Raw genomic sequence first — 23,808 nt, forward strand, 5'->3', positions numbered from 1 at the left:
CCCACCGGAGGAAAGTCCATGCAAGCGATCCGCGACCTCGCCATCCAGATTGCGCAGCATGTCCCGGGCGACGGCATGCACCAGAGTCCCATCCCCGGCATGTGGCTGATCTGCAGCGGCGAGACCACCGAGCCGCTGCGCGTCGTGCACGCGCCGGCGGTGTGCATCATCGCGCAGGGCGCCAAGCTGGTGTCGCTCGGCGGCACGGACTACCGCTACGACACGGCCAAGTTCCTGGTGGTGTCGGTCGACCTGCCGGTGACCGGTTGCGTGACGCTGGCCACGAAGGAAGAACCCTATCTGTGCCTGCGGATCGACCTCGATGCGCAGTTGCTGGCCGCGCTCGACCTCGAACTGCCGGCGCGGCCAGCCGCACGCAGCACGCCGCCCGCGCGCGGTCTGTTCCTGAGCGAGACCTCGCCGGCGCTGATCGATGTCGCCAACCGCCTGGTGCGCCTGCTCGATACGCCGCAAGACATCGCGGTGCTGGCGCCGCTGCTGCTGAAAGAATTCCATTATCGCCTGCTCACCGGCGAACACGCCGACGTGGTGCGCCACTGTGCGCGCGGTGACGGCCGCATGGCGCAGGTCACGCGGGCGATCTGCTGGATCAAGGATAACTACAACCGGCCACTGAGCGTCGAGCGCCTGGCCGGCGACGTGGGCATGAGTTCATCCACATTGCACGAGCACTTCAAGACCGTGACCTCGATGAGCCCCCTGCAGTACCAGAAGCAGCTGCGGCTGCAAGAGGCGCGCCGCCTGATGCTCACCGGAGCGACCGATGCGGCGCGTGCCGGCCACGCCGTCGGTTACGAGAGCAGCTCGCAGTTCTCGCGCGAGTACGCGCGCTTCTTCGGCCTGTCGCCCGGGCGCGATTCGACGCGGCTGCGCCAGTCACTGCAGGGTGGCAGCGCCAACGTCCTGCAGGCCATGCGCTGACTAGTTGGCCCCACCGATCGGGGCGCATACCCGCGCCAGGATGCGCTGCGGGTCGAGTTCCTGGATCAGCATATCGCCGCCATTGGCCTTGATCAGACCAGGCGACAGCCCCGCCGCGTCGCCGGCCAGGCCAATCGGGGTCGACGCCGATGGGTCGAAGCGCTGCACCGAATGCACGTCGTCCACCAGGAGGCCGATCGTCATGCCGCCATGGCGCATCAGGATTACCTGCCCGTCCGCGCGCGGCGTGTGCGGGCGGTGCGACACCAGCCGCGCCAGGTCAAACACCCACACGAAGTGGCGCCGGCCGCCGTCCAGATCGACATCGAGCATGCCGATGCGCGCGCTGTCCGAGGGCGGCGTGCGCTTGACCTGGCCGAACGGCAGCGCCTCGATCACCGCCCCTGCCGGTAACGCCAGCAGCGCGCCGTCGACCTGGAACAATGCGTAGTCGCGGCCGTGCTCATGTTCGGCGTGTACGCGTTCGACGCCGGCCAGCGCCGCCAGCTCGGCGTCTTCGCGCAGCGCCCCGAACGATTGCAGCAGCACCGACAGCACCGGCTGTTCGCGCGTCCCGGTCGCGCGAAATTCGCGATAGCCTTCGGCGCGCGCGCAGGCCGCCACGCAGTACTGGCCGCCGTGCGCGATGATGCGGCTATCGGCGCCGTGCTGCGACGCGGTGTCGAGCAATGCACGCTCGAGCGGCAGCAGTGCGCCGGCCGGATACGCGGGATCGGTGCCGCACAAGACCCCGCCATCGGGGCTGACGAGAAACGCGTGCATGCCGGCGCGGCCGGCGACGCCGCTGGCCAGCATATTGCGCAATTCGACCGCGCTGTCGAACACGATGCCGATGCCGCCCACCACGGCGCTCTCGCGCTCGGGATGGCGGATCGCCGCGTGATACACGAAGGTCGGCGCGCCGTCGTACCACGGCGACGGGCCGAACGGCTCGGCGTAGTGATCCATCTCGCTGCGCAGGCCGCACACGGCGCTGAGCGTGTCGGCGGCGATCTGCATGCCCATCACGTCCTGCGTGCCGGTGGCCGCGACGATGCGGCCGCTGCGGTCATACACGACCAGGCGACTGTACACCGTGTACAGGCTGTTGATATGGCCCAGTAGCGCGCTGATGACCGCGGCCCGGGCCGGACTGTCGCCGTCGGCCAGCGCCTGGCGCAACTGGCCGGCCAGCGCCCACCAGCGGCAATCGTTGGCGCGCTCGTACAGGCTGCGATCGAGCATGTCCACCAAGAGCTGCGCGGTGAAGCCGGCCGCCTGCAGGCTCGATGCGAGCACGGTCTGGTACAGGCCCTCGATCGATTGCGAAAAGGCGGCGTCGCTGCGTTCGCCCGTTTCGGTGATCTGGTCGAGCACGGGATTGAGGCGGCTGTTGTCCAGCGAGGCGCCCGCATCGGCACCGATGCCCGTCACCTTGCCGTTCCAGACGATGCGCTTGATGGCCTGGGTGGCGCCGGTGACCGACGTCATGAGGTCATGCAGCGCGGGACTGAAGCTGTGGGCGTGCGAGAGCAATCCCTGCAGCATGCGCGGATCCAGTTGCGCCGCCGCGTCCGGGCGCGCGCCGCGAAACGCCAGGTCGAGCGGCGCCATCACCTGCGCCTTCCAGCCCCGCGGGCCCGGATAACCCTGGAAGCCGCTCGACGCCACCGTCGCCACCAGGTACTCGCGGCCGGCGAACATCCGCGATGCGGTGAACGATTCAGCCGTGTCATCGAGGTTGACCGGCACCCGCACGCCGGGCGCGATCCAGAGTGGATCGGCGCTGCTGATCACGTGGTCGTCGGCGTCGAGCAGCAGCATGTTGGCGCGCAGGTCGGCGGCGCCGTAGGCCGCGAAGATGGCGGCCAGTTCGTGCTCGAAGCGAAAGCTCAGGCACAGCACGCCAATCGCGGCGCCGCTGTCCGGGTCGCGCATCGTCTGCGAATACAGCAGCGCGCGCGCCTGGCCCGGCCGCAGGTCGCTGGCACGGAAGGTTTCGACGTAGCCGGCGGCGTCCAGCGTGGCCGCGACCAGTGGGTCGTTCGTGCGCTCGAGCCCGGCATCGGCATCGGCCTGCACCAGCACCGCGCCGTCCGGCGCGAGCAGCAGGATGTCATCGTAGACCGTGTACTTGGCGCGGTACGCCACCAGGCGCCGGCGCGCCGCATCGCGGTCCGGCGCCTGGCCGGCGACAAACCGGCACAGGTCCAGGTCGGCCGCGAGGAAGCCCACGTCGGCGGTGCGCTCGAACAGGTTGCGTATCAGCAGGTCGAGTGCATACTGCGCGCGTGTGGCCGCCTCGCCCAGCACCTGGCGCACCTTTTCGGCCACCAGATTGGTCACCAGGTCGCGCTCGAGCTGCACCAGGTCGGTGCGGGTGGCCAGCACGGCCGGCAGCAGCAGGCGTGCTTCGAACGGGCAATTCATTTTTGCAGACGCCTCGATCAGGCGCCAGGTCTGGTGCAGCTCGTGCAGCGCCGCCTGGCGCTGCGACACATCCGCCATATAAGGCAGGAAGGTCTCCACCAGACGCGTTTCGTGTGCGTGGTTCATAAGAAGGTGAAGTGAAAACTACTTACTGTAAAGCAAGATACATGCCAATCGGTTGCACACGCGCCGTGCCTGCGCTGCAGGTCTTCTATAATCGGCGCATGACATCCACTGCACCGACCCGCGCATGAGCTATCGCCTGGCGATCTTCGACTTCGACGGCACGCTGGCCGACTCCTGGCCATTTTTCATGAGCGTGTTCAACGAGATCGCCGACCAGCACGGCTTCAGGCGCGTCGATGCCGAACAGGCCGAGCGGCTGCGCCACTACGGCCCGCGCGACATCATGCGCCACGTCGGCATGCCGGCCTGGAAGCTGCCGATCGCATCGCGCTCGTTCATCGAGCGCATGCGCGGCGCCACCGGCCGCATCGCCCTGTTCGACGGCATCGCTCACACGCTGCGCGAGCTCGACCGCAATGGCGTGCGGCTGGCGGTGGTGTCGTCCAATGCTGAAGAGAATGTGCGCGAAGTGCTGGGGCCGGAACTAGCAAACCTGATGGGTCAGTACGAATGCGGCATGTCGATCTTCGGCAAGGCGGCGCGCATCCGCAAGGTCGTGCGCCGTGCCACGGTGCCGGCAATCCAGGCCTTGTATGTCGGCGACCAGACCACCGATGGCGACGCCGCGCGCCGGGCCGGTATCGCATTCGGGGCGGTCAGCTGGGGCTATGCGTCGATCGAGTCGCTGCGGCGGGTGGCGCCGGAGCGCGAGTTCGGGGCGCCGGCCGATTTGCTGTCGCTGGCGGGTTAGCCGGCCCGCCACGGAATCGCCCCGTACGCATAGCCGGTTGCTATACTCAACAGCAATTGCATCAATGAACAACGGACTTGCCCATGCGCCTTCCACTCATCTTCCTGGCTCCGCTGCTGCTGAGCGGCTGCTTTATCGAGACGTCCACCTACGTGATCGATATCAATACCGATCACGCGATCACGCTGAAGGTTGAGAAGGACAATTTCTGGACGAAAGAGGGAACGCTGCGCGTGGTCATGTCGCGCCTGCCGGATTGCCAGCGCCAGTACGAGCTGGGTTCGGTGTGGCTGTCGGACTTGCAGGTTGAGCTGTTCGGCAACGGCAACAACGTCTACACGCTGCGCGCGGACGATCAGGCATGGCAGATCGACACCACCACCTGCAGTGAACTGAAGGCGCCCGACCCCGATGCGGTCACCGGCCTGCCGCTGGGCATCTTTACGCTGGATAGCGACAACAAGCTCAACTTCGAGAAGCCGGAAGCGGCGAGCGAATGATCGGTTAGCGTCGCTCAGTACCGATGCATCAGTGCGCGCAGTCGCGTCAGCTCGAGCTCGCGGCCGGATTTTTCCAGCACGCTTTCAAGCAGTGACTGGCCGTTTTCGCGTTGCATCGTCCACTGCGTGAAATACTCGTGCACCGTGCGCCAGGGTGGAAAAGCGGGCGGCATTGCGCGCCAGGTAGTGCCGGTATGCAAAAAGTACAACACCGCGCAAAAGACGTCGTACAGATCGTGCTTGCGCGGGCGCGTCTTGCGGCGCGCCGCTTCAAGCATGGCGCGCACGCCCTCGAACTGCTCGCGCGGAATATCGCTGGGGTAGACGGCTCGGTCCATGTTGACCTCCAAAACAACTTGGAGGCCCGGATCTGGAACAGGTTCCCCTCGCTGTACTTACAGCCTACCCGGATTGCTTGAAACTAGTCGCGCGCCAGCGCCAGGAACTCGGTACGCAGCGCCAGGTTCGGCTGCAGCTCGCCCAGCAGCGTCGAGGTGATGGTTTCTTCGCCGATGGCGCGGATACCGCGGCTTTCCATGCACAGGTGGCGGCACTTGATGACCACGCCCACGGCTTTCGGTTCCAGCACTTCCATCAGCGCATTGGCGATCTGCATCGTCATGCGTTCTTGTACCTGCAGGCGCTTGGAAAAGATATCGACCAGGCGGGTCAGCTTCGACAGGCCGACGATTTTGCCGTTCGGCAGGTAGCCGACGGTGGCCTTGCCGAAGAACGGCGCCAGATGATGTTCGCAATGGCTGTAGACCGGGATGCCGCGCACGACGATCAACTCGTTGTATTCTTCGGCGCCATCTTCGAACGCCTTGAGTACTTCCACCGGATTCTGGTCGTAGCCCGAGGTCCAGTGTTTCCAGGCCTTGTTGACGCGCGCCGGCGTTTCGATCAGGCCGGGACGGTCGGGATTTTCTCCCAGGCTCGTCAACAGACGACGCCAGTCGTGTTCGGTGAAAGCTTCTTTGTCAGACATGGTGCACCCTAAAATAACGATTGCCGCCAGTATATAGAAAACGTCTGTGGCCGGTCGTGGCCTGCCCTATTCTTGCGCTAAATCATGGCCTGCATGCGACATATCTCATAACGTTGAGTACGGTACTGGTACAGGGAGAGCATCATGTTCGGCAGCACGGTCCTGGAAGTCGTCATCGGCATGGCATTCTGCTATGGCTCCCTGGCGCTGGTCGTCACCACGTTGCAAGAGGCCTTGTCGGCCGTGTTTCGCCTGCGCGCCGGCATGCTGCGCGCCTGCATCAAGCGCATGCTGAGCGACCCGCAATTTACCGGCACGGCGCGGGCGCTGTACGCCCATCCTTTGATCAGCACGCGCACCGACCTCAACGATCCACAGGCGCCGCCCCATCCCGGGCCATCCTACATCGAACCGGCCAACTTCGCGATTGCCCTGATCGACGCCATCCGCGGCAACGGCGCGGGGCTCGAGACCGCGATTGCCGCCGTGCCCGATCCGCAATTGCGGCGCACGCTGAGCACGCTGTACGTGCAGACCGGCGGCGACGTGCAGCGTTTCCAGGCGGCCCTGGGCGGCTGGTTCGACAGCACGATGGAGCGCCTGTCGGGCATGTACAAGCGGCGCCAGCTGCTGGTATCGTTCCTGCTTTCGCTGCTGCTGGCGATCCTGCTCAATATCGACAGCGTCCACCTGTTCCAGACGCTGTGGCGCCATCCGGCCCTGGCCGCCGCCATCAGCGCCGCGCCCACTGCGCTCGATGCGAACCTGGTGCATGGGCTGGCGACGCTGCCGATCGGCTGGGGCAGTTTTCCGCCGGTGCTCGATGCGGGGTTTGCGCTGCAGACGGCGGGGTGGCTGATCACGGCCAGCACGACGCTGTTCGGCGCGCCGTTCTGGTTTGACATCCTGCAGCGCTCGATCAACCTGCGCAGTACCGGCGCCAAGCCGGCCCCGGTGCCGGTCGAGCAAGCCATGGCGCATGCCCCCAGCAGGCTCAACGGCCCGCTCAATGGCTCACTCATCGGCGCCCCGACAGCCGACGTGACAGTGGGCGCCGCCCTGGCCCGCGTGCCGGTGGAGAGCTGACGCCGGCCTGGTGTCAATCCTGGACTCTAGGTACCCGGCGGCCGGTGCGCGTCGATCAGCACGCTCGAGATCGACATCTGCGGCACCCGTTCCGGCCACGCGTCGTTCGGACCGAACCAGCGCGCCTCGGCGATCTCGGCCGTGTCGACGCGGATCTCGCCATCGAGATAATCGGCGGTGAACGCCAGCATCAGCGAATGCGGGAACGGCCACGACTGGCTGGCGAAGTAGCGCGGGTTGTGCACGCGCAGGCCCACCTCTTCGAACACTTCGCGCGCGATGCATTCCTCGATCGACTCGCCCGCTTCCAGAAAACCCGCCAGCGGCACGAAGCGCTGCGTGGCATGCAGCACGTGCTTGGCGAGCAGCACCTGGTCCCCCTTGCGGATCAGCACCATCATGGCCGGCGAGATGCGCGGATAGGCCATGTGGCCGCAGTTGGGACACTTGAAGCAGCGCTCGCCGCTGGCCAGCACCGTGCCGCTGCCGCACACGCCGCAGAAGCGGTGCGTACGCGCCCATTCGGCCACTTGCGCGGCGCGGCCGGCCACGCCCACCAGCGCGTCGTCCAGCACGCCGAACAGCACGCGCAAGCCGCGCCAGGCATACCCGGCCGGCAACACCGGTTCGGCGTCGAGCCAGCCGGTCTGGCAATACCGCCCATCGAGCAGCCCCAGTGGCTGCAAGTGCTCGTGCAGCGCGCCGACCTGAGCAAGCACGGCCGAGTCGGGCAGCGCCGGCCCGTCTTCACGCACCAGCAGTTGTCCCTTGTGGAACAGGAAGTTCAACGGGGCCGGGTCGGGATGCGGCGCGAACAGTGGCGTGAAGGAAGCGGGCGTATGCAGCATGGTCGATGACGGTCAATGAGATCGCCAGATGATACCGCCTTTCACGGCGCAAGGATTCGGCGCGACTGCCCGAACTAATCCTGAACAGCCGCGCTCAAAGGATGACTGACCGCCCTTTCGCTGCGCACGCCAAGAGGGAGACACCGATGGACGATACACCCGTTGTGCTCGGCATTAATCGCGCCCGCGACGCGAGCATTTGCCTCATGCATGGCGCACATGTGCAGTGGGCGATCCAGAAAGAACGCCTCACGCGCCACCGGCACCACTGGGGCCGGCCGGGCGACGTGCGCGATCTCTATCTGCCGCGCCTGCCGGGGCTCGAGCGGCCCATCGACGTAATGGTCGAGTGTGCCGCGTTCGGGCACGACACCAACTTGCTGCCGCAGCACGACGTCGCGCTCGACCATACCCTCACGCTGCGCCACGACGCCCGGCGCGCCCGCATCCCGCACCACCTGGCCCACGTCTACAGCGCCTTCCACACGTCGCCGTCGCGCGAGGCGGTGGTGATGGTCATCGATGCGCAGGGCAGCCCGGCCACTGCGGCCGCGCCGTCCGATGTGCAGCCGGCGGCATCGTTCTTCCACGTCGATCGCGAGCGCATCCGCGGCATCGGCATGCAGACGGCGCATCGCGACGCCCACGGTCCCGCCGGCCTGGGCATGTTTTATTTCCTGCTCACCCAGGCGCTGTTTCCCGGCGAAGGCAATGACGGCAAGGTCATGGGCCTGGCGCCGTATGGCGATCCGCAAGCGCTCGGCATGCCGCCGCTCGAGGTCGAAGGCTTGCAGGTCGGCATTCCGGCTGTGTGGCAGGCGCTGCTGGCCGAGCACGCGCGCTGGCGCTTCGGCGCGCCGCATGCCAGTTTTACCAACTCGGCCAACCTGGCGGCGGCGGGCCAGCGCGCCTTTGAAGAAGCGTTATTGGGGTTGGCGCGCTGGCTGCACCGACATACGGGGCTCGATGACCTGTGCTTTGCCGGTTGCGCCGCCCTCAATTGCGCGGCCAACGACCGCCTGCTGCGTGCGGGCCCGTTCCGGCGCGTATTCGTTCCGCCGTCGCCCGGGCCGGCCGGCACCGCGCTTGGCTGCGCCATCTAGGGCTTGACCGAGCTGGCCGGCCGCGACAGCGCGTTTCGCTGGGCGCACGATTACCTGGGGCCGGCGCCGCAACTGGCCGATATCGAAGCCGCGCTCGACGGCGCGACCGACCTCATCGTCGAGCACCCGCGCGGACGCGACGCCCTGTGCGCACGCATGCTCGACCTGCTCTGTTCAGGCCGGGTAGTCGGTCTGTTCCAGGGCCGCAGCGAATTCGGGCCGCGCGCGCTCGGGCACCGCAGCATCCTGGCCGACCCGCGCCGCGAGCGCATGCGCGACTGGATCAATGCCCGCATCAAAGAGCGCGACTGGTTTCACCCGCTGGCGCCCATCGTGGCCGAAGAGCGCGCCGCACAGTATTTCGACCTGCAGGCCAATTCGCCGTTCATGCAGTTCACGGCGCCGGTGCGCAGCAGCATGATGCCACTGCTGGCGGCCGCTACCCATGTCAATGGCACGGCGCGCGTGCAAACGGTTGGGCCGGCTGACGATCCCCTGCTGCGGGCCTTGTTGGCGGGCTTCGAAGTGCGCACAGGGGTGCCGGTGCTGCTCAATACGTCACTGAGGGGCGAAGTGAGCGGCGAAGTGAGCGGCAACGCCGGGCCACTCGTTGAAACGCCACAGGAAGCCGTCGCCGCGTTCCGGCACCTGCAGTTGCACGGGTTGGCGATGCCGCCCTACCTGTTGACGAAGAAGCACGAGCCAGCGTTGCCAGCATGAAACTGGCATCTTGAACTACTGTTGAACCGATGCCGTACATAACTATTACGCCAGAAGTTGGCCGTTCAGGTTATGTTGAAAAGTGGCAAGTTGCACCCGCATTTACTGCGCTTGTTCACCTTCTAAGTCATTAATTTATTAGAGAAAAGGGAGGGAAAGGCGGCACGCAAAAACCGTTGTATTCTGGACGAATTCTCACCGATTCCCACGCAGAAATATCGCTTTTCATCCAGAATAGATAGCTCACTATCGAATTTTTATTGCCATGGACAAACTGTCATCACTGGTCGGTCGCCATTCGTTCAACGCCCGTATTTTCTATAACGGTACATTTTGCGATACGAATCAACTCACCGAAAACGGTGTCTCCGGTCAATTGCATGTGGTGCGCGAAGGGCCCGTCGATTTCATCCATGATGATGGCGAAACGATCACCGTTACCGAACCGTCGCTGCTGTTCTATCCGCGCGGCGCGAGTCACCGCTTGCAGGTGCATCCGGGGCATACGGCCAACCTGCTGTGCGCCCACATCCAGTTCCAGGACGAGATGAGCAATCCGCTGTCGCGCGTGCTGCCCAATTGCCTGGTCTTGCCACTGAGCGAGATCCCCGGGCTGCGCTCGACGCTCGACCTATTGTTCAGCGAAGCGAGCCAGGCCGAGCCGGGCCGCGAAGTGATCCTCGACCGCCTGTGCGACGTCTTGCTGATCCAGGTGATCCGGCGCGAATTCGACAGCGGCCGCCTGTCGCTGGGGTTGCTGGCAGGCTTGTCCGACCGCCAGTTATCGCTGGCATTGACGGCTATCCACGAGCGTCCGCATGAGCCGTGGAGCCTGCAATCGCTGGCCAAGGTGGCCTGCATGTCGCGCGCCGCGTTCACCGAACGTTTTCGCGAGGTGATGGGCATGCCGCCGGGCGAATACCTCACGCGCTGGCGCATCGGTGTGGGCAGCCGCCTGCTGCGCCAGGGCATGCCGGTCAAGCAGGTCAGCAGCCGTGCCGGCTACACGAGTCCGTCCACGTTCACGCGCGCGTTCACCACCATGATGGGCGCCTCGCCGCGCGAGTGGCTCAAGCAGGCGACCGGCTGAGCCTGAAACAGCAACGCAGACGGTCCTTGCGGGCTACGTCTGCGTTGGTTCGTTCGCTAGTTGGTCAAGCATGCGGCCGGTTCAGGCCGTTACTCATTACAGTAGACTGATTACTTCAGCATACGGGTACGGCACGCGACCATGGCGATCACGATCGACAGGCCGCCGATGTAGGCAATCGCTGCCTGCATGCCGATGAAGTGGGCGACCGCGCCGATAGCAGGCGGGCCCATCAGGCTGCCGCTGTACGCCATGCTGGCCACCGCTGCCAGCGCCGCCGGGCCTTGCGCGCCAGCCGCGCTGAACACGAACGGGAACACCAGCGCCAGGCCCACCCCAGCTACGGCGAAACCGATCAGCGCCACGTAGGCGTTCGGGGCCAGCACCGCGAAGAACAGGCCGGCGGCCGCGACCATGGCGCCGGTGCTCACCAGGCGCTTGGCGCCGTGGCGTTCCTTGAGCTTGTCGCCGAACATGCGCGAGATCAGCATCATCACCGAGAAGGCCGACAGCGACAGCGGCGCCAGGCCGTCCGACGCGCCGAAGTGTTCTTTCAGGAACATGCCACTCCAGTCGGCAATGCTGCCTTCGGCCATCGACCCGAAGAAGCCCAGCAGGCCCAGGAGCACCAGCGGACCACGTGGCAGTGCGAACGATTTTTTCTCGACCTTGACGCCGATTTCATCGGCTTCCAGCACGCTGTACGCCATCCACAGGACGACGGCCAGAGGACCGGCCAGCATCAGGAAGTGGGTTGCCGGTGCAATTTTCAGGCTGGCCATCAGGCTGCCCAGCGTGGCGCCGACCAGGCCGCCGGCGCAGCACAGGCCGTGCAGGCGCGACATTTCCGACTTGCCGCTGACCTTTTCGCGGCGCGCCGCTGCGGAATTCATCGCCACATCGAAGATGCTGGCGGTCACGCCCAGCATCAGCACCGACATCATCAGGCGCGGCACGGTCGGCGCCATGCCGATCGACACCAGCACGCTCAGCAGCGCCAGGCCCGCGAACAGGATGGTTTTACGGGCGCCGAAGCGGCCCATCATGAACGACGAGACCGGATACGACAGCACGGCGCCCAGGCCGCCACAGACCAGCACCATCGACAGCGCTGCATGCGACACATTGACGCCAGCGGCCAGCGCCGGAATACGGCCGGCCCACGAACCCATGATCAGGCCGAACAGCGCGAACACGAGTGGCAGTGAATATTGCTGGGCTTGTGCAAGGACGAATGACGAACGGCGCGGCGCGGAAACAGAGGTGTGCATGAAAGCGGTGAAATGTTAAATTTATTGAGGTGTCAAAGGATTGCCAAAGTGACCTTCAGCGCCCGGCCGTGTGTGAAATATTGACGGCAGGCATCTGATGGAGCGCAATTCTAAACACCTTTTTTCGCTTGTGTTTTCCGTGCGGAAAAATATTTGAAACCGTTGTATTGCGCTGACACATAAAAGACAAGAGCGTTGGTATCGACGCATCGAACGGTAACGATTGCACATGACTTACCCCGTCGAAAGTAAGCAAATAGCGGGAGATGTAACGGTTTATTGCGCATCTTGCGGTGTCAGCGCTTTTGCTGTGTGCAGGCAGATACTTGCTGCAGCGCATTAAAAGGCAGGGAATATTGGTGACAGATCGATGGCTCGAATGGCTGATCTGCAATTTGAACACGCGCACAAACAGTAGCGGTCCGGAAACTACACTGACAGTTACAGGGATCGGCTCAGCATCACGCCAATTGTTAAATCAACGTTGAAACACGACACCGATTGCTGGGCCTCAAGATAAAAAAAGGGCTGCCCTCAGGCAGCCCATTTATCGATTCTTCCAAGCCTGGCCTTCCAGGCTCCGCTGAATTACACCAGCTGCAGCGTCACGTCGATATTGCCGCGGGTTGCGTTCGAATACGGGCACACGATGTGCGCGCGGTCGACCAGCGTCTGCGCCTCGTCGGCCGGCACGCCTGGCAGACTGATCTTGAGCAGGACTTCGATGCCAAAGCCGGTCGGGATCGGGCCGATGCCAACGGTGCCTTCCACCGAGACGTCCGGCGAGATATTCAGCTTGTCGCGGTTGGCGACGAATTTCATCGCGCCCAGGAAGCACGCCGCATAACCTGCAGCGAACAATTGTTCTGGATTCGTACCCGCCAGGCCATTGCCGCCAAGTTCCTTAGGCGTAGTCAGTTTCACATCCAGTGCGCTATCCGACGACACGGCGCGGCCTTCGCGGCCACCCGTTGCAGTGGCGTTGGCGCGGTAGAGAACGTTTTCGATTGCCATGATGAGACTCCTTGTAATGGTGACGGAAAGCCCGCCGGAATGTTTAGCACTATTAAATAGTGCACTATTAAATATAAAACAATTTTTATGCTGCAAAACCCTGGCCCGCCGACCTGCTCATCCTTTGATCAGAGCATTCGGCACTGCCATGAAGCACATATTACATAGCTCGCTATTTAATAGCAAGCGATATTTATGCGAGAGATGCGCCTCCCAGCCCGGCCACTACACCAGCCGCACCGACTCACGCACCACCAGACTCAAGCCCGGCACATCGGCGGCGGGTTGCTGATGCCCCAGCATGGCCAGCATGCGCCGACCGATCCCGGTCCCGACCTCGTACAACGGCTGGCGCACGGTGGTCAAAGGCGGCGTCGTGTACATCGAGCTTTCCAGATCGTCGAATCCGACCAGCGAAATGTCTTCAGGCACCCGGATATTGCGGCGGTACAGGGCAAGGCGCGCGCCGTAGGCCGTCAAGTCGTTGGCGGCGAAGATCGCGCTGAAGCGCACATTGGCCACGAGCAGGCTGTTGAGCGCCAGCAGGCCGCTGGACTCGCTGAAGTCGCCCGTCACCACCAGCTTCGGATCGCACGCAATGCCGTGTTTTGCCAGCGTGTCGTTGTAGCCGGCCAGGCGTTCGCGCGCATCGCGGTGATCGGGCGGGCCAGCAATATGGGCGATACGGCGATGGCCCTGCGCGATCAGGTACTCGACCGCTTCGCAGGCGCCACCGTAGTTATCCAGGCAAAAGGCCTGCGTGCGCTCGCCCTGCACTTCGCGCCCAAAGGCCACGATGGGCACCCGGCGCGAAAAATCGAGGATTTGCTGGTCGCTCATATTACCGGTCAGGATCGCCACGCCATCGACGCGGCGCCCGATCAGCAGCTCGACGCGCTCGGCTTCTTCGTCCGCATGCCAGTGACCGCTCATGATCAGCAAGGCATAGCCGGACGCCTTGACTGCATCCTCGATGCCCACCATGGCGCGGTTGAAATAGCCGCTCTCGAGCGACTGGGTCAGCACGCCGATGGTGTTCGTGCTGCCCATCTTGAGACTTTGCGCGAGGCGATTGGGCTTGTAGTTCAGTTCATCGATGACGCGCTCGATGGTGCGCCGTTTGTCCTCCGACACCTTGGCGGTGCCGTTGAGAAATCGCGAGACGGTGGCCGGCGATACGCCCGCCTTGCTGGCGACCTGGTACAGGGTGGTGATTCCGCTTTCGACGTTTTTCATGAAGCGTTCTGGACAGGTCCACAGCGATTAGTTGCTCGAAGTGTAACACGTCCCGTCCACCCGAAACGGGTACGGCAAGCTCTTTATGAAACGCTTTCATAAACGACGCGTCGTTCACCCGCAACACACCGTCTACTCCCTATCATAAATACTAATTGACATTTTTTTACGCCTGAATTTACTATGAAACCGTTTTCAAGATTGATGAAACCGATTTCTTATCAATCTGGTTGTTAGCGCTCGCACTATCCATAAAACTATATCGGAGACAAGCATGACAATGATGACGCCCTACCTGGCGGGGGTTCGCACGCCCTCGTCCGCCCCCATCCGCCTGGCCATCCTGACGCTGCTCGCCAGCATCGGCGCGGCCCAAGCACAATCCGCCTCGGATCCCGCATCGCCGGCAGCCGCCACGCCACCGGCCGCAGTCGACAACGGCCGCATCGCCGAAGTGGTCGTCACCGCCACCAAGCGCTCGACCTCGCTGCAACGTACACCGATCGCCGTTACCGCGCTGTCCGCCGCGACGCTGGCCGACAACCACGTGCAGACGATGCTCGACGTCGTCGCGCTGGTGCCGGGCTTCCAGGCCACGGCCCAGGGCGACCATGGCGTGACCACCATGACCCTGCGCGGCATCGGCAACGACAGCGCCAAGACCGAGTACGCCGACCCCGAAGTCGCCTCGTTCGTCGACAATGTGTATTCGCCGCGCGCCGAAGGGGCCACCGCCCTGCTGTTCGACGTCGAAGGCATCGAGGTGCTGCGCGGGCCGCAAGGCACGCTGTGGGGCCGCAACTCCACCGTTGGCGCGGTCAATATCCAGACCGTGAAACCGGAACTGAACAGCCGCTCGGGCTATCTCGAAGGCGGCATCGGTGACTACAACCGCCTGGGCGCGCGCGGCGCCGTCAACGTGCCGCTGTCCGAGACCGCGGCGCTGCGCTTCGCCGTCGTGCACGAACGCCATGACGGCTACGTCGACTACCAGAAATTCCCCGGCGTGCCGGCCGACCAGCAGCGCGCGGCCTACCTGGCCTCCGGCGGCGATCCGGCCGCGTTCCGCCTGATCAATCCGAACAATTTCGTCTCCGGCGGCGACAAGTACAGCGCCCAGGACCAGAGCGCGGCGCGCCTGTCGCTGCTGTGGCAGATCACGCCGACCCTGCGTTGGAACGTCGCCTACGAAAAATTCATCGACCGCGGCACCCCGAGCGCCAACCTGATGCAAACCCCGCGCCCGGGCCAGAAGCATTACTCGACCCTGAGCGACAGCGCGCCATGGATCAACCGCGACAGCCACAATGTGCGCAGCCGCCTGAGCTGGGACATCAGCCCCGACATGGCACTGCAGTACGTGGCCGGCTGGTCGAAATACAGCGGCGACATGCGCTTCGACCAGGACGGCGGCACGCTCGTGCCGACCTCGATCAACTCGCCCGGCATCTTCCAGGAACACACCACGGTCGACTCCAACTACAAGAGCCACAGTCACGAGCTGCTCTTGCAATCGGTCGGCGTTCGCACGGTCGACTGGCAGGTCGGCGCCTACTATGGCAACGAGAAGAACGACATCCGCTTCGACATCGCCGGCATGAAAGGCACCGAAGACGGCAGCGTGAACTGGCAGGGTTCGTTCATCCAGCCCGACCAGACCGTGGACACGTCGGCCGTGTTCGGCCAGGCCACCTGGAACATCACCGACCAATGGCACCTGACCGGCGGCGTGCGCTACACCCACGACAAGCGCGTGCACATCGGCGGGCGCGGTTATACCTGGGCCTACGACGCCAGCGTGCCGCAACTGCCGCTCAACCCCAACATCGACCCGCGCGACCCGGCCAACGGCTACCAGGAGGGCGTGCCGAACGATGGCCGCTACAGCGACAACAAGGCCACGGGCCTGGTGCGCCTGAACTACGACATCGACCGCAACAATATGGTCTATGCCAGCGTTTCGACCGGCTACAAGTCGGGCGGCGTGCAGGATCGCGGCTTGCCGTACCAGCCAGAAACCCTGACGAACTATGAACTGGGCTCGAAGAGCACCTTCCTGGACGGCGCACTGCGCATCAACAACGCGCTGTTCTTCATGGACTTCAAGGACTTCCAGTTCAATTCGCCCGTCAGCTTCTCGGACGGCAGCCGTGGCCTGGCCATCGAGAACGCCGATGGCGCCGAGGTCTATGGCCTGGAAACCGAGATCGCCGCGCGCATCGCGAAAGATGGCCGCCTGACGATCGCGCTGGCCGTGCTGGACACCAAGCTCGGTCGCCTGGTCGCCGGCTCGAACGACTACGCGCTGCCACCGTGCACGGTCGACACGCGCATCGCCACCTGCCTGGATGTGACGGGCAACAAGCTGCCGCACGCGCCGAAGTTTTCGACGACGGTGCAATATCAGCACACGTTCCGCCTGGGCGATGGTTCCACCGTCGTGCCGCGCATCACGGCGCGCTACGAGGATGACGTCAACCTGAGCGTGTTCGACCTGGGGCCGGAAGACCGCCAGAAAGCCTACGCCAGCGCCGATATCGGCCTGCGCTACAGCAAGGACAAATGGTGGGTCGACGCCTTTGTGCGCAACGTGAGCGACAAGAAGATCAAGACCAGCGCGTTCAACGGCTTCGGCCCGTGGCTGGCGCAGTACAAGCCGCCCCGTACGGTCGGCATCAATACCGGCTTTGATTTTTAAAAGCTGAAGCACCGCAGGCGCGCCTCGTCGGGCGCCTGTTTTTTTTCTTAACACCGCCCTTTGCAGCGATACGAGAGTTCCATGACCAAAAGCCCCGACTTCGACTTCCACAACGATTTTCCATCCGACTTCACCTGGGGCGTGGCCACCAGTGCCTTCCAGATCGAAGGCGCCGCCACGGTCGATGGCAAGGGCCCGTCGATCTGGGATACCTTTTGCCTGGACACGAACAATATCAAGGACGGCAGCGATGGCCTGGTCGCGTGCGACCACTACCACCGCTACCGTGAAGACGTCGGCATCATGGCCTCGCTCGGCGTGGATGCCTACCGCTTCTCGTTCGCCTGGGCGCGCGTGCAGCCCGACGGCAAGGGCGCCTGGAACGAAGCGGGCTTCGATTTCTACGACCGCCTGCTGACCGAACTGGCGAGCAAAGGCATCCGTGCGCACGCGACCCTGTACCACTGGGACCTCCCGCAAGGCTTGCAGGACGATGGCGGCTGGCTCAATCGCGACACCGCCTACCGCTTCGCCGACTACGCGCGCGAGATCGCGCGCCGCTTCGGCAACCGGCTGGAAGCGATCGCCACCCACAACGAGCCGTGGTGCACGGCCAACCTGGGTTACGGCAATGCGCAGTTCGCGCCCGGCGTGGCGGATCTGAAGCAATCGATCCAGGTCTCGCACCACCTGCTGCTGTCGCACGGCCTGGCCATGAGCGCGATGCGCGAAGCAGGCAGCAGTGCGCAGCTGGGCATCGTATTGAACCAGTGGACGGCCGATGCGGCCACCGACTCGCAGGCCGACCGCGACATGGCGGCGTTCGAATACGCGCGCTCGGTGCAGTGGTTCATGGACCCGATCTTCAAGGGCCGCTACCCGGAACTGGCGCTGCGCGGCCATGGCGCAAATGCCCCGCAAATTCAAGACGGCGACCTGGCCATCATCCACCAGAAGATCGACTTCCTCGGCTCGAACTACTACTTCCGCTCGTGGTGCAGCGCCAGCACGCCGCCGGTACCGGCGCCGGCGCGCCACGGCGTGACCGACATGGGCTGGGAAATCTTCCCCGAAGGCTTGTCCGAGCTGCTGTTGAAACTCAAGGCCGAGTACCCCGACCTGCCGCCGGTGTACATTACCGAAAACGGCATGGCCAATCCCGACATGCTGGACGACGGCCGCGTGCACGATGCGGCGCGCATCGCCTACGTGCGCAGCCACCTGGCCGCGCTCAAGGACGCGATGGACGCGGGCGTGGACGTGCGTGGCTACTTCCTGTGGAGCCTGCTGGACAACTTCGAATGGAATTCGGGCTATGCCAAACGCTTCGGCATCGTGCACGTGGATTACGCAACCCAGGAACGCACCCTGAAGGACAGCGCGCTGTGGTACCGGGAATTCGTCGCGAGCCGCGTCAAGACCTGATGACCGGAACCGACCATGCAACCTGCTAAATCCGTATCGCCGCTGCTGTGGGTGCCGACCGGTTACTTCACGATGGCGCTCGGCTACGTGATGCTCACCAGCGTCACCGCCATCATGTTCAAGAATCTGGGCATGGACAACGGCCGCGCCGCCCAGTATTCGAGCCTCCTGATACTGGCCTACACCGTCAAGCCGCTGTTCGCGCCGTTCGTCGAGATGTACCGGACCAAGAAGTTTTTTGTCCTGTGCTCGCAGCTTGCCATCGGCGCCGGGTTTGCCGGCGTGGCGCTGCTGATGGAACTGCCCGGCTACATGACCTTTTTGATGGCGATCTTCTTTGCGCTGTCGTTCATCGGCGCCACGCAGGACATCGCCAGCGACGGCGTGTACGTTACCTCGCTCGACGCGCGCGCGCAGTCGCTGTACTGCGGCATCCAGAGCCTGTCGTGGAATATCGGCCCGATCGTCGCCGCCGGCGGCATGGTCTACCTGAGCGGCTACCTGCACACCCACGTGTTCGGCCATGATCCCGGCGTGTTCGGCCCCGACTGGATCGACGCCTGGCGCATCATCTTCCTGCTCGTGGGCGGCCTGACGCTCTTGATGGCGCTGTGGCACTGGCGCTTCATGCCCGACGGCGCGCGCGCCGCCGACACGCCGTCGAGCGCGAAGGACGCCGGCCGCATCCTGGTCGACGCGTTCGTCACGCTGTTCCAGAAGCGCGGCGTGTGGCGCATGATCGCGTTCGCGTTCCTGTTCCGCTTCAGCGTTGGCCTGCTGGAAAAGATCGGCCCGTTCTTCATGGTCGATCCGGCCTCGAAAGGCGGCCTCGGCCTGTCCAACGAGATGCTGGGCCTGATCTACGGCACCTATGGCCTGGCCGCGGTGCTGGTCGGCTCGCTGCTCGGCGGCTTGTATGTCGCCAAGCGCGGCCTGAAGTCGACGCTGTTCGTGCTGTGCTGCGCGATCAACATCCCGAACGTGGCGTTCCTGGTGATGAGCATCTACATGCCTTCGAGCCTGGTGCTCATCACGCTGGGCGTGGCCATCGAGAAGTTCTTCTTCGGCTTCGGCGCGGTCGGCTTCATGATCTACCTGATGCAGCAGCTCGCGCCGGGCAAGTACACCACCACCCACTACGCGTTCGGCACGGGGCTGATGGGACTGTGCGGCATGGTCACGGGCGTCATCAGCGGCCACCTCCAAGAGATGATGGGCTATGTCGCCTATTTCGGCCTGGTGATGGTCGCGACCATCCCGTCGTTCGTGGCCACCTGGTTCGCGCCGTTCTATCACGACGACGGCAGCACGCCTGCGGCGGGGCTGGACGGCGATGGCAAGGCGGTGCCGGCATGAAGCGGTCCATACTGGCAACGGCATTGCTGTCGGTTGCCGCCGGCGCCGCGGCGGCGCAGGATGGCGGCATCAAGGTCAACGCCGTCGGCTTTTTGCCGCAGGCGCACAAGCTGGCCGTCGTCCCGCAAGCGGCAAAGGCCAGCCGGTTCGAGGTCGTGGGTGCCGACGGCAAGGTGGTGCTGGACGGCGCGCTCGGCGCCGCCAGCCGCTGGGAACCCGCCGGCGAGACCGTGCGCGTGGCCGACTTCAGCGCGCTCACGCAGGCAGGCACGTACCGCGTACGGGTCGGCGGCCTGCTGTCCGATCCGTTCACGGTCGCGCCGGATGGCTACCGCACGCTGGGCGACGCGGCCCTGAAGGCGTTCTACTTCAACCGCAGCGCAATCGCCCTCACGCCGCAATATGCCGGCGCCTGGGCGCGGCCGGCCGGGCATCCGGACGACAAGGTGGTCGTACACGCCTCGGCGGCGTCGAAGGCGCGCCCGGAAGGCACGATCATTGCCAGTCCCAAGGGCTGGTACGACGCCGGCGACTACAACAAATACGTGGTCAACTCGGGCATCGCGACCTACACGCTGCTGGCCGCGCTCGAGCATTTCCCCGACTACTTCAAGCGCGACATCGGCATTCCCGAATCGGGCAACGGCGTGCCCGACATCCTCGACGAGGCGATGTGGAACCTCGAATGGCTGCTGACGATGCAGGACCCGAACGATGGCGGCGTGTACCACAAGCTCACCAACCTGCGCTTCGACGGCATCGTGATGCCGCATGCGGCGTCGAACACCCCGCGCTACGTGGTGGCCAAGAGCACGGCGGCGGCGCTCGATTTCGCCGCGACCATGGCGGTCGCCAGCCGCGTGCTGGCGCCGTTCGAAGGCAAATGGCCGGGCGTGTCGCAGCGCATGCTGGCGGCGGCGCAGGCGGCGTGGCGCTGGGCCGAAGCGCACCCGGACGTCGTCTTCAAGAATCCGAAGGACGTCGTCACCGGCGAATACGGCGACGCGCAGCTGGACGACGAATTTGCCTGGGCGGCGGCCGAACTGCTCATCTCGACCGGCCAGGCCGCGTATGCGCAAGCCTTCATCCGGCGTGACGCCCCATTGAGCACACCGGCCTGGGGCAACGTGGCGGCGCTGGGCTGGATGTCGCTGGCGCAGCACCGCGAGCGCCTGGCCCCGGGCATCGATCGTGCCCTGGTCGAACGCCGCGTCGACGCCCTGGCCATGCAACTTGCCGCCGCTGCCGAAGGCGGCTACCGGGTGCCGCTGGCGGCGAAGGACATCGTCTGGGGCAGCAATGCGGTGGTCCTGAATGCTGGCATGATGCTGCTGCAGGCCTATCGCATCAATAGCAAGCCGGCGTACCTGCAGGCGGCGCAGTCGAGCCTCGACTATGTATTGGGCCGCAACGCCACCGGCTACACCTTCGTCACGGGCTTCGGCGCGCGCCCGGTCATGCATCCGCACCACCGGCCATCGATGGCCGACGGCGTGGCCGCGCCGGTGCCGGGCTGGCTGGCCGGCGGCCCCAATCCGGGCCAGCAGGATGCCAGGGATTGTCCGCCGTATCCCAGCAAGCTGCCCGCGCTGTCCTATCTCGACCACGATTGCAGCTACGCCGCCAACGAGGTCGCCATCAACTGGAACGCGCCGCTGGTGTATGTGACGGCGGCGCTGTCCGCGCTCACGCCCAGGACCGAGGCCAACTTGCAGACCGCCACTCCCTCACTGCCATCACTGCCATCGTTGCTGCGCGAAGAGCAGCTGCTGCAGTTCGACCGCTTCGACAAGGCCACGGCGCAGGCCATCGGCGCGCACCTGATCTTGCGCGCGTACCGCGAACGCAAGACCGTGACGATCGAGATCACGCGCGGCGACACCGTGCTCTTCACGCAGGCGATGCCGGGCGCCTCGCCCGACCACGCCGACTGGATCCGCCGCAAGAACAATCTGGTAAAACGCACCGGCCACAGCTCGTTCTACACCCACAACGAAGTGCGCCAGGCCGGCGGCGACCATGATGCGCTGCCCGGCCTGGACATGCGCGACTACGCCGCCCATGGCGGCGCGTTCCCGGTCGTCGTGCGCGGCGAGGGCGTGGTCGGCACGGTCACCGTGTCGGGCTTGCCGGGGCCGGACGACCACGCGCTGGTGGTCGCGGCGCTGAAGGACTATCTGAAGGTCGACCAGCTCTGAGGGGACACCCCGTCAGAACGCGTGGCGCAGCCCGAGCGCGGCGCCGCGCAAGGTGGCCCCGGGCGCGGCATTCAGGCTGTTGATGGCGAAGTCGTAGGCTGCATTGGCCTCGTTGTCGAGGTACGTGACATTCGCGTACACGCTGGTGCGCTTCGACAGGGCATAGTCGTAGCCCAGCGTGACGTGGGTGGCGCCGGTCGCATCTCCAGCGCGCACGAAGCCGACCCGGTTGCCGCTGGCGCCCTTGCCGTCGCCTGCGCGCGCCACGCCCAGACGCACGCCGTGCGGCCCCATCTGATGGCTGACCGATAGGTAAAAGGCCGTGCGGGTCAGGTCGCCCGCCGCGGTCTCGTAGGCCAGACGCTCGGCCAGCAGCGCCACGCGCGTGGCGCCGAAGCGCCGGGCCACGGCCAGCTTGGCCCCGCTGTCGTCCAGGCCGACGCCCTGATAAGCATGATGGCGCTCGTAGGCCAGCGTGGCGTACCACGGCCCCTCGTCATAGATCGCCGCAACCGACGTCAATGACGGCTTGGCGCCGCCCACCGGGCGTTCCTCGGCCACGCCGTGCGTGACGCGCAGGCCCAGTCCCTTGCAGGGCCGGCTCCAGTAGTGAATCGAATTGGCCTGGCGCCGGTCGAACGAATACAGGTTGCTGACATTGTCGACGGCCGCCGCGGCGCCATTGCCGATGATGCTCATGTAGCCGGCGGTGGTGGGATAGAACGGGTCCAGGCCGGACGTCGCGCCGTTGTAGGCAGTGACCCAATGTCCCAGAAAGACCGTGCCGAAGCCGCCATCGAGACCCACGCGCGTGTCGCGCCGCGCCAGTTCGCCGGCGCCGGTATCGGGCGAGAGCGTGCCTTCTATCTGGAAGATGGCGCTGACGCCACCGCCCAGGACTTCGCTGCCGCGAAACCCCAGCACCGAGCGGTTGTTCGAGATGCGGGTCAGGTTCAGGCGGTCGCCGTGCGCCGTGGCGCCCGTATTGACACGCTCGGCCGAGACGTTCAGGCGGGCGTAGACCTGGACATTGGTCTGGGCGTGGGCATGGCCGGTCGCCGTGGCGGCGCACAGCGCGAGCGCCACAGGGCGCAGGTGGTGGGTCATCTTGGGTGTCATCGTCAGCATTCTCCAGCGGCGCCGTCTGGTGCGCCCAGCCCCGTCAGGGGGGTGTCGCCACCCCCGATTCGTGGGGGCTTTACCCCGCTTTACATTTGCCACCCTGTTGCGCGGCGCCCGTGCAACCGTTAATGGGATACGACTCGCCACAGGACAGACACCATGGTTTCCAGCATCAACAGCACCAGCGCCACGCAAGCGACCTACGCACCGGCCGCCAAAAAACCGCTCGACGAGACGACGGCCAGCACCAGCACGGTCGCCACGACCGCAGACCAGGATGCCGCCCCCGCGCCGACCCAGAGCGCCGAATCGGCCGCCAGCGCGCGCCTGGGCGACCAGCTGAACGCCCAGGCCGACGCCTCGCGCGTGCAGCGCGCCGTGGACGAGGCCAGCACCGACAGCGCTGCGACAACCGAGACTGACACTGAGGCATCGACCGAGGCAGCGGCAGCGCCAGCGCGCGGCGCGCCGCCAGCCGGTGGTGCACCTGCAGCATCGTCGAGCGAAGCCTCGACGGCCACCGACTACATCGCCGAAGCCGACACCAATTCGGACAAGACCGTCAGCGACGAAGAACGCGCCGCCTACGAGACCAAACTGCGAAAGCAGGCCGAAGACACGGCCGCAACCAACACGCCAGCGTCGACGCAAGCCGACCCGCTCGAGGCGCTGACCGCCGAAGTGCGCGCCACGTACGGCGTCGACGAAGCGGCCGAACCGGCACTGAACATCACGGCTTGATACCGGATTTTGCTGCGCCGCACCCGAAGTTATCAGCAGTAAAATCGAAATAAACGGAGAAACGCGTTGTAGTCAGGTCGTCAACTACGGTAGAGTGTCGCATTCCGAGAAGTATTTTACGAGGCGGCGCATGCCAGAATTTAGCCCAACTACGCCCCCCGGA

General features: G+C 65.1%; 19 protein-coding genes and 1 pseudogene. 12 read left to right on the plus strand and 8 right to left on the minus strand.

The genetic code is table 11. The features are described from left to right. Window positions 1-18 precede the first annotated feature (18 nt). A complete protein-coding gene (locus AB2N08_RS06895) occupies window positions 19-942 on the plus strand; it encodes an AraC family transcriptional regulator (RefSeq protein ID WP_367609901.1) in 924 nt (307 codons plus the stop codon). Here AB2N08_RS06895 and AB2N08_RS06900 read toward each other — a convergent pair whose 3' ends face one another. Further along, window positions 943-3,498, minus strand: a complete 2,556-nt coding sequence (locus tag AB2N08_RS06900) for a chemotaxis protein CheW (protein WP_367609902.1) — start codon at window positions 3,496-3,498, stop codon at window positions 943-945. It lies immediately after the preceding gene. Between the two features lie 124 nt (window positions 3,499-3,622). Here AB2N08_RS06900 and AB2N08_RS06905 point away from each other — a divergent pair, with 124 nt between their 5' ends. Both AB2N08_RS06905 and AB2N08_RS06910 read left to right on the plus strand, forming a co-directional pair. Next, window positions 3,623-4,249, plus strand: coding sequence for an HAD hydrolase-like protein (locus tag AB2N08_RS06905; protein WP_367609903.1), 627 nt, complete (start codon window positions 3,623-3,625; stop codon window positions 4,247-4,249). Between the two features lie 83 nt (window positions 4,250-4,332). After that, on the plus strand, window positions 4,333-4,749 hold the full coding sequence (locus tag AB2N08_RS06910) for a hypothetical protein (protein WP_367609904.1): 417 nt from the start codon (window positions 4,333-4,335) through the stop codon (window positions 4,747-4,749). Window positions 4,750-4,811: 62 nt separating this feature from the next. On the opposite strand, the pseudogene AB2N08_RS06915 reads toward AB2N08_RS06910, so the two are convergent. Further along, window positions 4,812-5,087, minus strand: a pseudogene (locus tag AB2N08_RS06915) (transposase); the annotation flags it as partial. Window positions 5,088-5,170: 83 nt separating this feature from the next. Continuing rightward, a complete protein-coding gene (gene folE, locus AB2N08_RS06920; protein WP_367609905.1) occupies window positions 5,171-5,737 on the minus strand; it encodes a GTP cyclohydrolase I FolE in 567 nt (188 codons plus the stop codon). Between the two features lie 144 nt (window positions 5,738-5,881). Between folE and AB2N08_RS06925 the strand changes: the two genes are divergently transcribed. Further along, window positions 5,882-6,823, plus strand: a complete 942-nt coding sequence (locus tag AB2N08_RS06925; protein ID WP_367609906.1) for a hypothetical protein — start codon at window positions 5,882-5,884, stop codon at window positions 6,821-6,823. 26 nt (window positions 6,824-6,849) lie between these two features. Here the strand turns inward: AB2N08_RS06925 and nudC are convergent, their stop codons facing one another. Next, a complete protein-coding gene (gene nudC / locus AB2N08_RS06930; RefSeq protein WP_367609907.1) occupies window positions 6,850-7,671 on the minus strand; it encodes an NAD(+) diphosphatase in 822 nt (273 codons plus the stop codon). A gap of 206 nt (window positions 7,672-7,877) precedes the next feature. Here nudC and AB2N08_RS06935 point away from each other — a divergent pair, with 206 nt between their 5' ends. The 3 genes from AB2N08_RS06935 to AB2N08_RS06945 all read left to right on the plus strand — a co-directional run bounded on the left by AB2N08_RS06935 (window position 7,878) and on the right by AB2N08_RS06945 (window position 10,584). Next, window positions 7,878-8,774: a carbamoyltransferase N-terminal domain-containing protein gene (locus AB2N08_RS06935; protein WP_367609908.1), complete on the plus strand. Its 897-nt coding sequence runs from the start codon at window positions 7,878-7,880 to the stop codon at window positions 8,772-8,774. Window positions 8,775-8,777: 3 nt separating this feature from the next. Beyond that, complete coding sequence (locus AB2N08_RS06940; RefSeq protein ID WP_367609909.1) at window positions 8,778-9,494, plus strand: carbamoyltransferase C-terminal domain-containing protein; 717 nt, start codon at window positions 8,778-8,780, stop codon at window positions 9,492-9,494. Window positions 9,495-9,759: 265 nt separating this feature from the next. Then, window positions 9,760-10,584 carry an AraC family transcriptional regulator gene (locus AB2N08_RS06945; RefSeq protein WP_367609910.1) on the plus strand — a complete coding sequence of 275 codons (825 nt, stop codon included), beginning with the start codon at window positions 9,760-9,762 and terminating at the stop codon, window positions 10,582-10,584. 110 nt (window positions 10,585-10,694) lie between these two features. On the opposite strand, the gene AB2N08_RS06950 is transcribed toward AB2N08_RS06945, so the two are convergent. From AB2N08_RS06950 to AB2N08_RS06960, 3 genes are all read right to left on the minus strand, one after another. Further along, on the minus strand, window positions 10,695-11,855 hold the full coding sequence (locus AB2N08_RS06950) for an MFS transporter (RefSeq protein WP_367609911.1): 1,161 nt from the start codon (window positions 11,853-11,855) through the stop codon (window positions 10,695-10,697). A 588-nt stretch (window positions 11,856-12,443) separates the two neighbouring features. Next, the gene (locus AB2N08_RS06955; protein ID WP_367609912.1) at window positions 12,444-12,869 is read right to left on the minus strand and encodes an organic hydroperoxide resistance protein; all 426 of its coding nucleotides are present in this window, start codon (window positions 12,867-12,869) and stop codon (window positions 12,444-12,446) included. Window positions 12,870-13,094: 225 nt separating this feature from the next. Beyond that, entirely contained in the window at window positions 13,095-14,105 is a 1,011-nt protein-coding gene (locus AB2N08_RS06960; protein WP_367609913.1) for a LacI family DNA-binding transcriptional regulator, read from the minus strand. A gap of 274 nt (window positions 14,106-14,379) precedes the next feature. Here AB2N08_RS06960 and AB2N08_RS06965 point away from each other — a divergent pair, with 274 nt between their 5' ends. From AB2N08_RS06965 to AB2N08_RS06980, 4 genes are all read left to right on the plus strand, one after another. Then, window positions 14,380-16,803: a TonB-dependent receptor gene (locus tag AB2N08_RS06965; RefSeq protein ID WP_367609914.1), complete on the plus strand. Its 2,424-nt coding sequence runs from the start codon at window positions 14,380-14,382 to the stop codon at window positions 16,801-16,803. An 81-nt stretch (window positions 16,804-16,884) separates the two neighbouring features. Beyond that, entirely contained in the window at window positions 16,885-18,228 is a 1,344-nt protein-coding gene (locus tag AB2N08_RS06970; protein ID WP_367609915.1) for a GH1 family beta-glucosidase, read from the plus strand. 15 nt (window positions 18,229-18,243) lie between these two features. After that, complete coding sequence (locus AB2N08_RS06975) at window positions 18,244-19,584, plus strand: MFS transporter (protein WP_367609916.1); 1,341 nt, start codon at window positions 18,244-18,246, stop codon at window positions 19,582-19,584. Continuing rightward, the gene (locus AB2N08_RS06980) at window positions 19,581-21,782 is read left to right on the plus strand and encodes a heme-degrading domain-containing protein (protein ID WP_367609917.1); all 2,202 of its coding nucleotides are present in this window, start codon (window positions 19,581-19,583) and stop codon (window positions 21,780-21,782) included. Before AB2N08_RS06975 ends, AB2N08_RS06980 begins: the two co-directional genes overlap by 4 nt. Before the next feature lie 12 nt (window positions 21,783-21,794). On the opposite strand, the gene AB2N08_RS06985 is transcribed toward AB2N08_RS06980, so the two are convergent. Then, window positions 21,795-22,901: a porin gene (locus AB2N08_RS06985; protein WP_367609918.1), complete on the minus strand. Its 1,107-nt coding sequence runs from the start codon at window positions 22,899-22,901 to the stop codon at window positions 21,795-21,797. Between the two features lie 162 nt (window positions 22,902-23,063). Here AB2N08_RS06985 and AB2N08_RS06990 point away from each other — a divergent pair, with 162 nt between their 5' ends. Next, window positions 23,064-23,645 carry a hypothetical protein gene (locus AB2N08_RS06990; RefSeq protein ID WP_367609919.1) on the plus strand — a complete coding sequence of 194 codons (582 nt, stop codon included), beginning with the start codon at window positions 23,064-23,066 and terminating at the stop codon, window positions 23,643-23,645. Window positions 23,646-23,808: the final 163 nt, after the last annotated feature.

This window comes from Massilia aurea (genome assembly GCF_040790145.1).
GTDB classification, from domain to species: domain Bacteria; phylum Pseudomonadota; class Gammaproteobacteria; order Burkholderiales; family Burkholderiaceae_D; genus Telluria; species Telluria aurea_C.

Coding starts and splice junctions, on each gene's coding strand:
- AB2N08_RS06895 (WP_367609901.1), top strand. CDS start 19: ATGCAAGCGATCCGCGACCTCGCCATCCAGATTGCGCAGCATGTCCCG.
- AB2N08_RS06900 (WP_367609902.1), bottom strand. CDS start 3,498: ATGAACCACGCACACGAAACGCGTCTGGTGGAGACCTTCCTGCCTTAT.
- AB2N08_RS06905 (WP_367609903.1), top strand. CDS start 3,623: ATGAGCTATCGCCTGGCGATCTTCGACTTCGACGGCACGCTGGCCGAC.
- AB2N08_RS06910 (WP_367609904.1), top strand. CDS start 4,333: ATGCGCCTTCCACTCATCTTCCTGGCTCCGCTGCTGCTGAGCGGCTGC.
- folE (WP_367609905.1), bottom strand. CDS start 5,737: ATGTCTGACAAAGAAGCTTTCACCGAACACGACTGGCGTCGTCTGTTG.
- AB2N08_RS06925 (WP_367609906.1), top strand. CDS start 5,882: ATGTTCGGCAGCACGGTCCTGGAAGTCGTCATCGGCATGGCATTCTGC.
- nudC (WP_367609907.1), bottom strand. CDS start 7,671: ATGCTGCATACGCCCGCTTCCTTCACGCCACTGTTCGCGCCGCATCCC.
- AB2N08_RS06935 (WP_367609908.1), top strand. CDS start 7,878: ATGCATGGCGCACATGTGCAGTGGGCGATCCAGAAAGAACGCCTCACG.
- AB2N08_RS06945 (WP_367609910.1), top strand. CDS start 9,760: ATGGACAAACTGTCATCACTGGTCGGTCGCCATTCGTTCAACGCCCGT.
- AB2N08_RS06950 (WP_367609911.1), bottom strand. CDS start 11,855: ATGCACACCTCTGTTTCCGCGCCGCGCCGTTCGTCATTCGTCCTTGCA.
- AB2N08_RS06955 (WP_367609912.1), bottom strand. CDS start 12,869: ATGGCAATCGAAAACGTTCTCTACCGCGCCAACGCCACTGCAACGGGT.
- AB2N08_RS06960 (WP_367609913.1), bottom strand. CDS start 14,105: ATGAAAAACGTCGAAAGCGGAATCACCACCCTGTACCAGGTCGCCAGC.
- AB2N08_RS06965 (WP_367609914.1), top strand. CDS start 14,380: ATGACAATGATGACGCCCTACCTGGCGGGGGTTCGCACGCCCTCGTCC.
- AB2N08_RS06970 (WP_367609915.1), top strand. CDS start 16,885: ATGACCAAAAGCCCCGACTTCGACTTCCACAACGATTTTCCATCCGAC.
- AB2N08_RS06975 (WP_367609916.1), top strand. CDS start 18,244: ATGCAACCTGCTAAATCCGTATCGCCGCTGCTGTGGGTGCCGACCGGT.
- AB2N08_RS06980 (WP_367609917.1), top strand. CDS start 19,581: ATGAAGCGGTCCATACTGGCAACGGCATTGCTGTCGGTTGCCGCCGGC.
- AB2N08_RS06985 (WP_367609918.1), bottom strand. CDS start 22,901: ATGACACCCAAGATGACCCACCACCTGCGCCCTGTGGCGCTCGCGCTG.
- AB2N08_RS06990 (WP_367609919.1), top strand. CDS start 23,064: ATGGTTTCCAGCATCAACAGCACCAGCGCCACGCAAGCGACCTACGCA.